Below are 14,047 nucleotides of genomic sequence, written 5' to 3'. Positions count from 1 at the left end.
CGCCGCGTAGCGCCCGAACCTCGGTAGGTTTAGAAGTTACCCAGCATCTTAGTGACGTCTAGGGCCTCGTCGAGCTGGGCCTCGGTGACCTCGCCGCGCTCAACATAGCCCAGGGCAATGACGGCCTCGCGTACGGTGGTCTTGTTAGCCACCGAATACTTGGCAATCTTAGCCGCTGCCTCGTAGCCAATCAGCTTGTTCATAGGGGTCACGGTTGAGGGAGAGGCCTCAGCCAGGAAGCGGGCGCGCTCTACATTGGCCTCCAGGCCGTCAATCATCTTGTCGGCCATCACGCGAGAGGTGTTGGCTAGCAGGCGGATAGACTGCAGCAGGTTGGCGGCCATCACGGGGATGCCCACGTTCAGCTCGAAGGCGCCGTTGGTGGAGGACAGGGCGATGGTGGTGTCGTTGCCGATAACTTGGGCGCAGACCATAATGGCTGCTTCACAAATCACGGGGTTGACCTTACCGGGCATAATCGATGAACCGGGCTGCAGGTCGGGAATGTGCAGCTCGCCCAGACCGGTGTTGGGGCCAGAGCCCATCCAGCGAATATCGTTGTTGATCTTCATGAAGGAGTAGGCGATATTGCGCAGCTGCCCGGAGGCCTCAATCAGGCCGTCACGGTTAGCCTGGGCTTCAAAGTGGTTGCGGGCCTCGGTCAGGGGCAGGCCGGTTTCTTCAGCCAGCAGTTCAATAACGCGGGCAGAGAAGCCATCGGGGGTGTTAATGCCGGTGCCAACCGCGGTGCCGCCCAGGGGGACCTCGGCGACGCGGGGCAGGGAAGCTTGGATACGCTCAACACCGTAGCGCACCTGGGCTGCGTAGCCCGAGAACTCCTGGCCCAGGGTCACGGGGGTAGCGTCCATCAGGTGGGTGCGGCCAGACTTGACGACGTCCTTGAACTCCACAGCCTTGCGCTCCAAGGACTCAGCCAGGTATTCCAGGGCCGGGACCAGGTCTTTGAGCAGGGCCTCAGTTGCGGCCACATGCACGGAGGTGGGGAAGACGTCGTTGGAGGACTGAGAGGCGTTCACATGGTCGTTGGGGTGGACCTCAACGTCCTGCCCCTCCAGGGCCTGGTTGGCCAGGGTCGCCAGAACCTCGTTGGTGTTCATATTCGATGATGTACCCGAGCCAGTCTGGAAGACATCGATGGGGAAGTGCTCATCGTAGTCACCAGCAGCTACCTTATCTGCAGCATCGCGGATAGCGGCGGCGCGGGTGGCATCAAGAACACCCAGCTCCTCATTGGCGCTCGCTGCTGCCTTCTTGATGAGGGCCAGGGCGCGAATGTGGGCAGACTCCAGTGTCTGGCCAGAGATGGGGAAGTTTTCAACGGCACGCTGGGTCTGGGCGCGGTAGAGGGCATCTACAGGTACGCGGACCTCACCCATGGTGTCATGTTCAATGCGGTATTCAGTGTTTTCTGCCATACCAGCTAGTCTAATACGCCCCCGTGACGGCTGTCGCATTGGGCGCTAAAAATGACGCGCTAGCAGGCTGCTTGCCCGAGGAACATGCCACCGGGGCAGGTAACGGTTTTAGACGGTAATGAGCGGTGAGGAGGAGTAGACCAGGTCGGCCTTGCCATCGGCCAGGTGGTAGAAGACGCCGATCACGGCCAGGGTGCCGTCTTCGATACCTTCACGGATAATCCCGGACTGCTCAGCAATACGGGCCGCAGTCTGGCGAGTATGCTCCACCACCATATCGTTGATAGAGGCACCTTCGGGCAACTCCGGTGAAATAACTGAGGGCAAGATACCCTCCACCAGATTGCGGATAAACCCGCCGGGCATCTCACCCTCGACCAGGGCCTTGTGGGTTGCGGTAATAGCGCCACAGGAGTCGTGGCCCAGCACCATAATGAGTGGGGTCTTGAGCTCCCCGCTGGCGTATTCCAGGGAGCCGAGGACGGCGTCGTCCAGCACCTGCCCGGCGGTGCGGACCACAAAGGCGTCGCCCAGGCCGAGGTCGAAAATGATTTCTGCTGCCAGGCGGGAGTCGCCACAACCGAAGATGGCGGCAAAAGGGTGCTGGCCAGCTACGAGTTCAGCGCGGCGGGCGGCGTCCTGATGGGGGTGGGAGCGGCTGCCCTCCACAAAGCGGGCGTTGCCTTCGACAAGGCGTTCCCAGGCCTGGACGGGGGTTTCGATGGTGCTCACAGCGGGCGTCCTTTCGCAGCGGTTTAGGTTTAACCTAGCAACCTGCCCACCTAAAAACCTGCGTAAGGCAAATTACATTTTTGAAAGGATGCCGGTGGGCGGCTTACTGGATTCCGCTTGAGGGGGTGGGGGATGCGGTAGATGAGGGGGCTGCCATGTAGGCGACAGTAGCTTCAGCCAGGGCCTGGAACTCGGTGGCCTCGGCTTCACCCTTGAGGATGACGGTGGTACCGTCCACCTCGCCGATGTAGAAAGTGGTGACCTTGCTCTTGTCGTCAGCGTCCACGAGAGAGCGCACATCCCAGTCCACGCCCCCTGCCTGCACCGTAGCCTCGGGCACAGCCTGCCCTACGGTCTGGGCAACCCAGGTGGGGTTGGTGTTGGTGGCCTGAATGAGCTCGATGAAGTCGTTGGAGGGGGTCACCTGGCCGGTGGACCAGTAGTTGATACCGTCTGCCTGACCGGTGTTCCAGCGAGCGTAGTTGTAGTGCCAGCCTTCCTGCTCGGCGGCTGCAACCGGGTAGCCTGCCTGGGCGCTGGCCTCGTAGGCAATCACGGGGAGGTCAACGGTGGGCCGGTAGGGGTTTTTGTTGGGCTGCGGCATGAGCCAGATGACCGGCAGCAGCAAGAGCACCATGACAATCATCGAAATCACCATATTGCGGGCCGGTGCATTGATGCGGGCAGCCTGCTTTTCGGTAATTTGTGGGACTACCTGCTCGGTGGCCTCCGGGGCCTGGGTTTCAGGGGCGGACGCCTGGGGTAGGGGCTGGTTGCTGGGGTTAGTCGATGAAGTCACGCCTTCTATTCTGGTCTAAAGGGGGCGCCCTGTGCCACTTGCGAGCGAGAATTGCCGGCGTCATCTGTGTCAAGTAGGGGCGCCCCGGCCCGTAACAAGGCGGTGAAGCGAGTAGTCTAAAGGGTGGAGGCTGAGCGTCCCGCGCAGGGAGCCAGCTGGCACTGTTAGAAGCTACTCGAAGGTGAGTCATGTCAAACGTAAGTAACGAAGATCGTAACCTGGCGCTGGAACTGGTGCGCGCAACCGAGGCTGCTGCTATTGCCTCGGGCCCGCTGGTGGGTGCAGGCGATAAGAACATGGCCGATGGTGCTGCTGTCGATGCCATGCGCGCCCGCCTCAAGACTGTTCACTTTAACGGCACCGTGGTGATTGGTGAGGGCGAGAAGGACGAGGCTCCCATGCTTTTCAACGGGGAGCAAGTGGGTGACGGCTCAGGAGCTAAATTCGATGTTGCTGTTGACCCCATCGACGGTACCCGTCTGACCGCTCTGGGTATGGATAACGCCCTCTCCGTCATTGCGGTAGCTGAAGGCGGCACCATGTTTGACCCCTCCGCTGTCTTCTACATGGAGAAGCTGGTTACCGGCCCCGAGGCAGCTGACCTGGTCGATTTGCGCCTGCCGGTCAAGCAGAACCTGCACCTGGTCGCTAAGGCTAAGGGCACCAGCATTAACCAGCTCACCGTCTGCGTATTGGACCGCCCCCGCCACGCCAAGCTCGTTGAAGAGATTCGCGCAACGGGCGCCCGTACCCGCATGATTCTCGACGGCGATGTCGCTGGTGCTATTGCCGCCTGCCGTGAGGGCACCGGCGTAGATTTGATGATGGGCACCGGCGGCACCCCTGAGGGCATTGTGGCTGCCTGCGCTATCAAGGCCACCGGTGGCATTATCCAGGGTCGCCTGGCCCCTATCGATGACGCTGAACGCCAGAAGGCCCTGGACGCCGGCCATGACCTGGACGCCGTGCTGACCACCGACGAACTGGTCACTACCGATAACTGCTTCTTCGCCGCAACCGGCATCACCGACGGTAAGCTCCTGCGCGGTGTGCGTTATGGCCGCGACACCGTCACCACCCAGTCCCTGGTCATGCGCTCTAAGTCAGGCACCGTGCGCCTAATTGAGGCCGAGCACAAGCTCTCCCGCTACTCGGCAATGATTGCCGGAACCATGAACAAGTAGGGTCCCAGAGTAGATTTAGAGTCGAATACTAGAAGATTGAGCAGGTCTTCCCGAAAGCCGACTGGCTGGAGCTGGCATGAATTGGGCGAACGCCCAGCGTGAGCCCAAGAAGGTTAGTCGGCGCAGGGAAGACCTGCTCAATCTTTTACTGACCGATACGCGCGCGAACCTTGCCGACGGCGTCCTTGGCCTTGGGAAGCAGGGTGCCGGTGGCGAACTTCTTGCCCTGGGCTAGGGCTTCGCGGCCTGCGCGGATGCCCTGGTAGGCCTTGTAGCCAGCGGTTGAGACGGGTAGGTCCCAGGTGCCGGGGTAGGCTACTGAGGTGCCGCCAAAGGACTTCTTGAACTTGGTGAAGCCCGCCCATTCGTGGTTGGGGTCGTCGTTGGGGGCGATGCCGAAGAGGTCCATGTAGGTTAGGCCCTTTTCCTTGGCGTCCAGGATGATGGTGGAGAGCAGGGGGTTGCCGACCTTGAGTTTGCGGTGTTCAAAGGAGGTGGCGGTGTGGGCGTAGACTCGGGTGTCGTCTGAATCGTAGATGAGGGAGGCGCCGATGGGCTCGCCGTCGACCTTGGCAATGAAGAGGGTGGCGGCGTCCGCAGGCATGAGTACCTGGGCGACGCGGGTGAGGTAGTCGTCCTGCTGGCGGTTGAAGCCTGCGCGGCCGGCGGTTTCGTCGAGGTACTTGAGCAGAATCTTGATATCTGCGGGGTCCTGGGACTTCTCGAAGGTTACGCCCTTTTTGTGGATGTTGCGGTGCAGGTTGCGGTTGCTTGAGCCGATGTTTTTGAGTAGCTCTTCTTCGGTCAGCGTTAGGTCGATGATTTGGGTGTGGCCGGGCTGTACCTGGCGGGGTGAAAGGGTAAACCCGCGGGCAGCGAGAAAGGCTTCACCGCTCTGGGCGCCCCAGATTGCGTCATTGATGGGCTCAACGCGGATGAACCAGCACTTGTTCTCTGCTGCTACGCGCTTCATATCTGCGATGGCTGCGTCGAAGGCGGCGGCGTTGTCGGCCTCGGGCCCGTAGGGGGCGTAGAGGTAGCGGCCGGTGGAGCCGCCTTCGAGGGTGGCCATGTATTGCCAGCCTTCACCTTTGCCGCGGAAGACCTGGTGGCCGTTGGCTTCTTGGAGCTGGGCCCAAATATCTGACTGCAGGATTGTACTCATGGGCACCAGCTTACCGCTTTGCTGCTGGCCGTGGGGTTAGGGGACGGAGCAGGTGCCGTTCTCGCTGAGCTCTGAGGTGAGTTGTGCGCGGTAGGCGGCGGTTTCGATTACGTCGAGGCCGGAGGCGGTGGACGCGATCGAACCGGTAGCTGCGGCAGCGGCAGTGGCGGCGGTGGGCTGGATACCTGAGGCTGAGTCTGCGATGACCTGCTGGACTGCGGAGTGGAGCTGGTCGAAGTCGGGGTAGGTGGGGAAGAGGGTATCGAAGTAGGGCGGGCCGGCTGCGAACTGGATCAGGTCATAGTTCTTGGATTTGAGGGCAACATCGCCGAGGGCTGCGAGGCCGCTTTGGGGGATGTTGGTTTCGATGACTTGTTCGCCAGCGGCGGTGATGTCTGCGAATTTGGTGAGTACGTTGGCGGGGTCAAGCTGTTTGAGCATGGCTGCCTGGACGCAGCGTTGGCGGGCCTGACGGTCGTAGTCTGAGGCCCCTTCGCGGGAGCGGGCGTACCAGAGGGCGTGGAAACCGTCGAGGTGCTGTACACCGGGTTCGATGTAGCCGTCGATGGGGTTGGGGAGGCCGGTGATTTCGTTGGTGCCGCCGCCGATGGGAACGTAGCCGCCTACGTCGATGGTGATGCCACCCAGGGCGTCGATGAGCTGTTCAAAGCCCGACATGTCGATGAGGATGTAGTTCTCGACGGTGATGCCGAGGACGCCCGAGACGGCGTCCAAGGTTGCTTCTGCGCCGGGGTCGTCGGCGCCGGGGTAGAGGTCAGCGTAGTCAGCGGTGACGGTGGGGTAGAGGGCGTTGAGGATGCATTCGTCGCCACAGTTGAAGCCTTCTGGGTAGATGTCCCAGAGGGGGGAGCCGTCTTCAAAGATGGCGTTTTGTAGGTTGCGGGGTACTGAGATGGTGATGGCCTGGCCGGTGGTGGCGTCGATCGAGACCACGGTCATGGAGTCGGGGCGGCGGCCTACGCGGTCGGCGCCGGCGTCCCCGCCCATGAGCAGGATGTTGTAGCGGCCGTCCTGTTCTTTGATGGGGGTGCCGCCGGCGAAGATATTGCCGAGGGCGCCGCGCCCTACCCAAGTGATGTAGGCGGCGTAGCCTAGACCGCCGCCGGTGAGGGCAATGCAGGCGACCAGGGCCAGGGTAACCAGGGGCTTAGAGCGGCCTTCAAGCAGGCCCGGCTGAATGGCGCGCAGGGTCGCTAGGAAGAGATAAACCCAGCCAATAGCTAGGCCCACCAGAGCCGCTGCTACAAGTAGTAGTACCCAGGTATTGGTGACCAGGGAAAGTACCAGGGTGCGGCGGAGGGTCCACAGCAGCAGAAGGGTCAGAAGCAGGCCCCAGACAGTGAAGGTAACCTTCAGGGCGCGACGGCCCAGAGTTTTCTGCCCTGTGAGTAGCTGGGCAGAGCCCGGGAGGAAGAGGGTGAGCAGGAGCAGGAGCCAGGCCCGGCGGTTACGGACGGAGGCCGACGCGGCTTCGGGGTGCCGTAGCGGGTCGGTGTAGGTGGGGTCTACCAGGTGCTGGCCTCGCCCCCTGATACCCGTAATAGGGGCTGCGGAGCGTGGGCGCTTGCGCTCACCGGACATGTGTTTGCCTCCCTGGTGTGGTGGGGCCTGAAAAATAACCGAGTGTGGTTGAGTAGCTTGAAATCTACTCAACCACACTACTGAAAGAAGCTGGGTGCTCCCGGGGTGCTCTTCCTGAACTTGCCGAAGGGGCAGGCCGGAGTGCCCGGTATCGGGTTAAGGAGCGTAGGGGGTCTTCTGCTGGCCGTCTTGCTCGTCGTTGTGGGCCGGGGCTGTTGCCGCCTGGGTGGGGCGGGGGGCGGCGTCCTTATCGAGTTCTGCCTTGTGCTCTTCGACCTTGGCGCGCAGGGCTGCGCCCTTATCCATGGCGGTCTGGCGCAGGGAGGTGGCAAAGTCTACGAGGTCGGCCCGTACCTGGTGGGCAAAGCCGTCGCTGCCTGAACCGAGTATGCGCAGAGCCAGCAGGCCGGCATTGCGGGCGCCGTTGATAGAGACGGTTGCGACGGGAACACCGGCAGGCATCTGTACTATCGACAGGAGAGAATCCATACCGTCGAGGGACTTGAGCTTGACCGGAACACCAATCACGGGCAGGGGGGTAACAGAGGCCAGCATGCCGGGCAGGTGGGCTGCGCCGCCGGCACCGGCAATGATGACGCGTATGCCGCGGTCTGCTGCTTCACGCCCGTAGGCAATCATGTCTTCGGGCATGCGGTGGGCTGAGACTACGTCTGCCTCGTAGGGGATGCCGAATTCTTCGAGCACCTCAGCGGCTGCTTCCATGACCGGCCAGTCTGAGTCTGAGCCCATCACGATGCCGACAATGGGGTTATTGGAGTCGTAGGGGGAGGTCATCTTGCTCCTTGACGGTAGGGTGGTGCGGACGCCTGCCCCACCTGGGTAGGGCCGGGCTGGGCCTGCGGAGTTAGGGGGTGGAGGGGCCATCGGTGAGCAGAGAAGCTGCTGCGGTGGCCTGCTGGCGGAGAGTCGCTAGCTCATCTGCGGGGCCGGTCATATTGATGTGCCCAATCTTGCGGCCGGGCTTGACTGCCTTGCCGTAGTAGTGGACCTTGGCAGCCGGGTAGTCTTCCATGAGCTGCGGGTAGACGCCGAAGATATCGTCGTTGGTGCCGCCCAAGAAGTTCTTCATCAGGGCGACCTCGCCCTTGATGTCGGTGCTACCCAGGGGGTAGTTAGCAACGGCCCGCAGGTGCTGCTCAAACTGGCTGGTGACTGACCCGTCCTGGGTCCAGTGGCCGGAGTTGTGGGGGCGCATGGCGAATTCGTTAATGAGGAAGCCCGCCTCAGAGGTGGGAACTTCAAAGAGTTCAGCGGCCATGACGCCGGTGACGCCCAACTCGGTTGCAACCTTAAGGGCGGCTGCCTGGGCAGCTTCTGCGACCTCAGGGGAGATGCCGGGGGCAGGGGCAATGACTTCGTCGCAGACCGAGTTCACCTGAATGGACTCAGCTACCGGCCAGGCCATAACCTGCCCAGAATCACGGCGGGCTACCAGGGCAGAGAGCTCGCGGGTGAAAGGAACCTTTTCCTCCACCAGAAGCGCCGAAAAGTCGGTGCGGGCAGGCAGCTGCTCAAACCAGGGCGCTGACTTCTCGCGGGCTTCCTGCTCATCATCAAGCACCATCACGCCCTTGCCGTCATAGCCACCGCGCGGGGTTTTGAGGACGATCGGCCAGCTGCCCTCCTTGCCAAAGGCGAGGAGCTCGTCCAGGGTGCGTACTTCGGCCCAGCGGGGGTTGGGCAGGCCCAGACGGTCAACGGCCTTGCGCATCTCAATCTTGTCCTGGGCATGAACCAGGGCAGCGGGGCGGGGCTGAACATTGACGCCCTCATCCATCAGCCGCTGCAGAAAATTAGTGGGAACATGTTCATGATCGAAGGTGAGCACATCAACCTCGCGGGCAAAAGCTGCCAGCGTATCGTAGTCGTGGTAGTCACCTACCGGAGCGAAAGGTACCGCCCGGCGGGCGCAGACGTCCTCACTCTCAGCCAGAATACGAAGGTCGAAGCCAAGCTCGGTAGCGGCAGGCGCCATCATACGCGCTAGCTGACCGCCACCCACAACACCAATTTTTGGTCCAGTCATAGGGTAAGTCACAGTCACTAGGCTACCTGGGTGTAGGGTGCTTGTAAAAGTGCCCGATACATGCTGAACAGCCCCTAAAGGCTGGGCAAGCTCCCAGGTAATGCCCCGCTATCTGTGAGCAAAACACTACCCCTGGAAGGGGGTAGGTAGGGGGATGGCGCCTGTACTATGTGAACAGAATAAGACCTGCTCCCCAGTTCAGTCGGTGCGTTGAGACGTTCCCTGCCGAACTCATACCAGTTCCCGCCGGGAGGGGGCCCGCACCATACGACGAGGGAGAGAAACTATGAGCGCACTCAAACAGCGTCTAGAGACCCTGTGGCACAGTCACGGCCGGGAGATAGCCCAGTTCCTGAGCGTCGGTGGCCTGGCCTTCATTATTAACTCGACGGTGACCTGGTCGCTCATGCACTCTATCTTTTCCGACGGGCACGCCAAGGCCAAGGTTGTGGCTGGCATCGTTGCCACCATCTTCTCCTGGGTAGCAAACCGCCTGTGGACCTTCCGCGAAAAACGCACCGGCAACAAGGTGCGCGAGGCCATCGAATTCGGCATTGTCAACGCCATCGGTATCGGTGTTGAGGCCTCCTGCGTGCTCTTTAGCGTCTACGTACTGGGCCTAACCAGCCCCCGGGCGTCCTTCATCTCGGGCACCATCATCGGTACTATCTTGGGCACCATCGTGCGCTACTTCCTCTACAAGTTCTGGGTCTTCTCACAGAGCAAGAGCCACAGCTACGATAAGACCGCCGAAGAAAAGCGGGCCGAGCTGATTGAAGAGGCCACCAAGATTATGACCGGCTCCCTGCCTATCGTTGAGAATGCAGAGACCGGGCCCGTTCGTCGCCCAAAACTCGACTAAGACGGCCCTGTTCCCAAGTGACCGCCGGGTCGAGAACCAGGGCTGCCCGGCCAGAAGCCATGACCGCCAGAGCCTGCTTTAGGTAGGCGGCATCGAAGTGCTCCCCCGGAACCTGGAGGGCAGCTACCTCAGGCTCGTGTTCAGCGCCCAGGGCTCTAACCCGCTCGGTGAGCTGCTCCATCAGCTGGCCATAGCTGGTGCCAGCCCACGCCTGCCCCTCGGCAGTGGGGGCAGCCCAGCCCACGTAGACGTCGGGGTGGGGCCTTACCTCAGCGGCATAGTCAATCACCTCAGGCGGTAGCTGCCCCATAAAACGAGGTGCCAGCGGCTCAGAGGCCACAGCCAGCAGGTACTCTTCCTCAGTGTCCTCTAGCTCTGACATATCAAAGGCTGCGCGGACGTCCGCCCCCGCCTGCTGCCCCCAGGCCAGAGTTGCCCCGACCCGCAGGCCAGCTGCCGCCAAAACCAGCGACCGCCAGTGCAGGCGCTGGGGAAGCGCTAGCAGGGAGCCGGGCTCAGCCTCGCACTCGTCCACCAAAAAATTAGCGGTCTTAGCAACCCAGTTGTCAAAAACCCGGCCCGAAAGCTCAATGCGCTCACCGGGAGCCGAATACCAGAGTAGGGCAGGGGACTGGCGCTGGGCCAAGAGAGCCATGAACTGCGAAAAAGAAGAACCGACCTGGGAAAATGAAGCTGTCATGCTCCCTACTCTAAGGCACCGCCCGCCCCGCGGCCAGAGAGAGCCCGCCGCAGCAAATGCATATACCACAGAGAAACGCAAATTTTTGTGAGAGAATCTCGTGTGAAGAAGATTTTTTTAATCCCAGCTTGACGAACGGGCCGTTACACGCGTGTAATTAGGTGCAGGGAAATTTTTTATTCTGTCCTCTGTTTGGGATATGAAAGGGAAGAATATGGGCCTCCACAGCCGCCTACCTCAGGGCGCTGCAGGGCACACGCCTGATGTGGCCCAGTACCACACTATGCACTCTGCCCAGTACTTAGAAGACCAGGCTACCGCTTTGCTCAACGCCGCCGCCCCCAAAAGCCGCAGCCGCGCAAACTCACTCGCCAGCAGCTCAGCTACCGACATGTTCTCCACAGACTCCGACGCCCTCTCCCTCTGGCAGCAGGCCGCCGGCATCTACAGCACAGACGGTGACGACGGCGAACTCTCCTGGCAGGCAGATGCCCTCTGCGCCCAGACCGATCCCGAGGCCTTCTTCCCCGAAAAGGGCGGATCAACCCGCGACGCTAAGCGAGTATGTAGCGAATGCCCCGTTCGCGAAGCCTGCCTAGAATACGCCATGGAAAACGACGAGCGCTTCGGTATCTGGGGCGGCCTGTCCGAGCGTGAACGCCGCCGCCTCCGCAAGCAAGCTATCTAAGAAAGAAGGGCTTGATTCATGGCAATTACCCGCCAGTGCTCACGCCAAACCTGCCAGCGTGAGGCTATTTTCACGCTCACTTATGCTTACGCCCAGTCAACCGCTGTGATTGGTCCCCTCTCGGTACACCGGGAGCCCCACGCTTACGACCTGTGCGAATTCCACGCCGACCGGCTCACCGCCCCCCAGGGCTGGGATGTCGTGCGTCTGGACGCCCCCGCTACCAGCCCCGCGGTAGAGGAGCAGGCAGACGCGTCCTACCCGCCCCTGCGCTCAGTCTAAAACCTGAGCCCGCGCAACCCGTTGGCCTTCCGCCAACGGGTTTTCTTGTAGCCGCTATATCAAAAACAGCCCCCATCCGATAAACTTTGACGAGCACACAACACACTCGCGCCCACAGTACGTGACATAAGGAAGATAAGTTCGTGGTCAAGCCCATCAACGCAGCCAACCGAGACGCCTTTACCCGTCGGTCGTTTGTGACCGTCGGCGCCCTGGGTACCGTGACCCTGGCAGCCTGCTCTACCTCAGAGAGCACCGCCGCCAGCAGCGAGACCAGTAGCGCGAGTGCTACCCCCAGCCCTACCCCCACAGCAGAGTTCACCGGTACTGTAGAGGTCTACCCCGCTCTCGACGAGGTAGAAATCAACCCCATCGAGACCGTCACCGTCACCACCGCTGACTCGACCCTCACCAAGGTCACCGTCACCACGGCAAAGGGCGAAGAGCTCGAAGGCGAACTGGCAGCAGACGGCAAGAGCTGGGCCTCAACCGACCGCATGCTCTTCCACAGCGACTACACCGTGGAGTGGGAGGCCGAGGACGCTGCAGGCACCGCTGGAGCCGGCGAGAGCACTTTCTCTACCGTCTCTGCCGCCTATGAGGTAGATGCCCTCATGAACTTTGACGAGGGAGCCACCTACGGCATCGGCAAGATTATCCAGTTCAACTTCTCAGAGCCTGTCCTTAACAAGGCCGAGGTCGAAAAACGCATCACCGTAAAGGGTGGCGGCGATCAGGCTGGTAAGTTCCGCTGGTACAGCGACTACATGGTGCGCTACCGCCCCGAAGACAAGTGGGCTACCAACTCTACTGTTACCGTCACCATCGACCTTTTCGGCCTTGATGTGGGTAACGGCATGATTGGTAACCACACCACCACCCGCAGCTTCAAGACCTGGAACAAGCGCTACGCTTTTGCCGATAACAACACCAAGACCATCAAGATGTATGTGGACGATGTGCTGGTGCGCGAAGCCTTTATCACCCTGGGCAACACCGAATGGCCCTCAGTGGTGGGCCAGCTGGTCATCATGGAAAAGGCCGAGAGCTACTACTTCAACCCCGGCTCCCTCAACCTGGGAGAAAACGACCCCCACTACTACGAGCCTTTCTGGGCCTCCTGGACCGCTCGACTGACCTCCGGCGGCGTGTTCGTGCACCAGGCCTTGCCCTCAGCCTGGGCGTCAGTGGGCCGCGCGAACGTCTCCCACGGCTGCATCGGCATGCTGCCCGATGACGCTAAGTTCTTCTACAACACCTTTGGCGTAGGCGATGTGGTGGAGACCGTTAACACCGGTTACCCCCAGGCTGACCCCGACGACGGCTACGGCGACTGGAACATCCCCTTCGCCAACTACCACGACTCCACCTGGAAGGGTAACTGGTAAGACCAGAGCCTAACCGGCACAGACTGCAACACTCCCGCCCCTAGCATCGCCCCCCCGGTGCCCGGGCGGGAGTTTTTGGTTTCTAGCGCGTAGAATACACAGGCAGACGCACCCTAGACACCCGGGAGGAAACCCGCCGTGGCCCAGCAGCCAGACCAGAACCAGGAGTGGAAGAAACTCAGCCCCGCTGTCACTACGCCTAAGGCCGATAGCCTACTGTCAGCCCGCAGGGCTGAGCGCGGTATTCAGACTCCGGCTCCTACCGCCTACGAGGTAGACGACACCAGTCCAATGGCAGAGCAGACCGGGGCGGACGCTCCCTCCGAGGCCACCCCCTGGACCGCGCCCCAGGCTGCGGTGGCTGCCCCCGAAGTCAGCGCGTCCGCTCCCGAAGCCACCCCGGCTTCAGAACGCGCCGAAGCCCGCGACGTCGCGGTAGACGACAAGCCCCGCCTGCTGGGGCTGCGCCGGGCCCTCATCGCCCTGGCTGTTCCCGTGCTGACCATCATGCTAGCTGTGCGTGCCGTCGCCAGCCCCGCTTTCCTCTGGCTCGAATATCATCGCCCCGGTTTCCCGGTAGATAGCTACGGCTTCGATACCCAGGAAAGACTGCGCCTGGGCTCCTACGGGCTGGACTATATCTTGAACTTTGCCCCCCATACCTACCTGGCCGATATCACTACAGGCGGTAAAGCTGCCTTCCTTGCCAGCGAGGTTGAGCACATGACCGACGTCAAACGGGTCATGCTGATCAGTATGATCTTTGCCCTCATCATGCTGGTCCTTGCCCTGCTCTCAGCTAGAACCCTGCGCCTGCGGGCCCCGGGCGTCCTGCGTTCCTCCCTTTTCACCGGTGCTTGGCTCACCCTAGCCCTGCTTATCGGTCTGGGCGTTGCCGGTGCTATCGGCTGGGAAGCCTTCTTCACCACCTTCCACGAGGTCTTCTTCCCCCAGGGCAACTGGCAGTTCCGCATGAGCGACACCCTCATTCGTCTCTACCCGCCCCAGTTCTGGGTGGACGCAGCCGCCACCGCAGGTGCCCTCACCCTCTTAATAACGGCAGCCGTCCTCGCCATGACCTGGCCTACCCGCTACCGCAAGCAGCTAGCCCTCAAGCGCCGGGCAGAGCGCCAGGAGCTCAAAGAACTCCTGACCAAGTAGA

Annotated in this window: 14 protein-coding genes; 6 read left to right on the top strand and 8 right to left on the bottom strand. The window is 61.6% G+C overall.

All coding sequences use genetic code 11. The features are described from left to right. Nucleotides 1-29 precede the first annotated feature (29 nt). From VSX42_RS06760 to VSX42_RS06750, 3 genes are all read right to left on the bottom strand, one after another. Nucleotides 30-1,436, bottom strand: coding sequence for a class II fumarate hydratase (locus VSX42_RS06760; protein ID WP_326503562.1), 1,407 nt, complete (start codon nucleotides 1,434-1,436; stop codon nucleotides 30-32). Between the two features lie 108 nt (nucleotides 1,437-1,544). Continuing rightward, nucleotides 1,545-2,168, bottom strand: a complete 624-nt coding sequence (locus VSX42_RS06755) for a carbonic anhydrase (RefSeq protein ID WP_326503561.1) — start codon at nucleotides 2,166-2,168, stop codon at nucleotides 1,545-1,547. Nucleotides 2,169-2,271: 103 nt separating this feature from the next. Then, nucleotides 2,272-2,967, bottom strand: coding sequence for a DUF4245 domain-containing protein (locus VSX42_RS06750; RefSeq protein WP_326503560.1), 696 nt, complete (start codon nucleotides 2,965-2,967; stop codon nucleotides 2,272-2,274). 188 nt (nucleotides 2,968-3,155) lie between these two features. Here VSX42_RS06750 and glpX point away from each other — a divergent pair, with 188 nt between their 5' ends. Beyond that, on the top strand, nucleotides 3,156-4,151 hold the full coding sequence (gene glpX, locus VSX42_RS06745) for a class II fructose-bisphosphatase (protein WP_326503559.1): 996 nt from the start codon (nucleotides 3,156-3,158) through the stop codon (nucleotides 4,149-4,151). Nucleotides 4,152-4,296: 145 nt separating this feature from the next. Here the strand turns inward: glpX and VSX42_RS06740 are convergent, their stop codons facing one another. From VSX42_RS06740 to VSX42_RS06725, 4 genes are all read right to left on the bottom strand, one after another. Further along, nucleotides 4,297-5,316: a lipid II:glycine glycyltransferase FemX gene (locus VSX42_RS06740; protein WP_326503558.1), complete on the bottom strand. Its 1,020-nt coding sequence runs from the start codon at nucleotides 5,314-5,316 to the stop codon at nucleotides 4,297-4,299. A 36-nt stretch (nucleotides 5,317-5,352) separates the two neighbouring features. Further along, nucleotides 5,353-6,918 carry an LCP family protein gene (locus VSX42_RS06735; protein ID WP_326503557.1) on the bottom strand — a complete coding sequence of 522 codons (1,566 nt, stop codon included), beginning with the start codon at nucleotides 6,916-6,918 and terminating at the stop codon, nucleotides 5,353-5,355. Between the two features lie 156 nt (nucleotides 6,919-7,074). Beyond that, nucleotides 7,075-7,713, bottom strand: coding sequence for a 5-(carboxyamino)imidazole ribonucleotide mutase (purE, locus tag VSX42_RS06730; RefSeq protein ID WP_326503556.1), 639 nt, complete (start codon nucleotides 7,711-7,713; stop codon nucleotides 7,075-7,077). A gap of 70 nt (nucleotides 7,714-7,783) precedes the next feature. Next, entirely contained in the window at nucleotides 7,784-8,965 is a 1,182-nt protein-coding gene (locus VSX42_RS06725) for a 5-(carboxyamino)imidazole ribonucleotide synthase (protein WP_326503555.1), read from the bottom strand. A 286-nt stretch (nucleotides 8,966-9,251) separates the two neighbouring features. Between VSX42_RS06725 and VSX42_RS06720 the strand changes: the two genes are divergently transcribed. Beyond that, nucleotides 9,252-9,827, top strand: a complete 576-nt coding sequence (locus VSX42_RS06720; protein WP_326503554.1) for a GtrA family protein — start codon at nucleotides 9,252-9,254, stop codon at nucleotides 9,825-9,827. Here the strand turns inward: VSX42_RS06720 and VSX42_RS06715 are convergent. Further along, nucleotides 9,775-10,527, bottom strand: coding sequence for a TIGR03089 family protein (locus VSX42_RS06715; protein WP_326503553.1), 753 nt, complete (start codon nucleotides 10,525-10,527; stop codon nucleotides 9,775-9,777). The genes VSX42_RS06720 and VSX42_RS06715 overlap by 53 nt on opposite strands. 214 nt (nucleotides 10,528-10,741) lie before the next feature. Here VSX42_RS06715 and VSX42_RS06710 point away from each other — a divergent pair, with 214 nt between their 5' ends. From VSX42_RS06710 to VSX42_RS06695, 4 genes are all read left to right on the top strand, one after another. Beyond that, nucleotides 10,742-11,215 (top strand): WhiB family transcriptional regulator, encoded by a 474-nt coding sequence (locus tag VSX42_RS06710; protein ID WP_326503552.1) that lies wholly within the window; start codon nucleotides 10,742-10,744, stop codon nucleotides 11,213-11,215. Nucleotides 11,216-11,233: 18 nt separating this feature from the next. After that, nucleotides 11,234-11,497 (top strand): DUF3499 domain-containing protein, encoded by a 264-nt coding sequence (locus tag VSX42_RS06705; protein WP_326503551.1) that lies wholly within the window; start codon nucleotides 11,234-11,236, stop codon nucleotides 11,495-11,497. 143 nt (nucleotides 11,498-11,640) lie between these two features. Next, nucleotides 11,641-12,885, top strand: a complete 1,245-nt coding sequence (locus VSX42_RS06700; RefSeq protein WP_326503550.1) for a L,D-transpeptidase — start codon at nucleotides 11,641-11,643, stop codon at nucleotides 12,883-12,885. 138 nt (nucleotides 12,886-13,023) lie between these two features. After that, on the top strand, nucleotides 13,024-14,046 hold the full coding sequence (locus VSX42_RS06695) for a TIGR01906 family membrane protein (RefSeq protein WP_326503549.1): 1,023 nt from the start codon (nucleotides 13,024-13,026) through the stop codon (nucleotides 14,044-14,046). The last annotated feature ends 1 nt before the right edge of the window (nucleotide 14,047 follow it).

Origin of the sequence: Rothia nasimurium (assembly GCF_035916755.1) — a bacterium.
In the GTDB taxonomy this organism is placed as follows: Bacteria; Actinomycetota; Actinomycetes; order Actinomycetales; family Micrococcaceae; genus Rothia.
This window is presented reverse-complemented; position numbering and strand designations above follow the sequence as displayed.

Bases quoted from the DNA above. Each gene is read 5' to 3' on its own strand.
- VSX42_RS06760 (WP_326503562.1), bottom strand. From the start codon at position 1,436: ATGGCAGAAAACACTGAATACCGCATTGAACATGACACCATGGGTGAG.
- glpX (WP_326503559.1), top strand. From the start codon at position 3,156: ATGTCAAACGTAAGTAACGAAGATCGTAACCTGGCGCTGGAACTGGTG.
- VSX42_RS06740 (WP_326503558.1), bottom strand. From the start codon at position 5,316: ATGAGTACAATCCTGCAGTCAGATATTTGGGCCCAGCTCCAAGAAGCC.
- VSX42_RS06735 (WP_326503557.1), bottom strand. From the start codon at position 6,918: ATGTCCGGTGAGCGCAAGCGCCCACGCTCCGCAGCCCCTATTACGGGT.
- purE (WP_326503556.1), bottom strand. From the start codon at position 7,713: ATGACCTCCCCCTACGACTCCAATAACCCCATTGTCGGCATCGTGATG.
- VSX42_RS06725 (WP_326503555.1), bottom strand. From the start codon at position 8,965: ATGACTGGACCAAAAATTGGTGTTGTGGGTGGCGGTCAGCTAGCGCGT.
- VSX42_RS06720 (WP_326503554.1), top strand. From the start codon at position 9,252: ATGAGCGCACTCAAACAGCGTCTAGAGACCCTGTGGCACAGTCACGGC.
- VSX42_RS06715 (WP_326503553.1), bottom strand. From the start codon at position 10,527: ATGACAGCTTCATTTTCCCAGGTCGGTTCTTCTTTTTCGCAGTTCATG.
- VSX42_RS06710 (WP_326503552.1), top strand. From the start codon at position 10,742: ATGGGCCTCCACAGCCGCCTACCTCAGGGCGCTGCAGGGCACACGCCT.
- VSX42_RS06705 (WP_326503551.1), top strand. From the start codon at position 11,234: ATGGCAATTACCCGCCAGTGCTCACGCCAAACCTGCCAGCGTGAGGCT.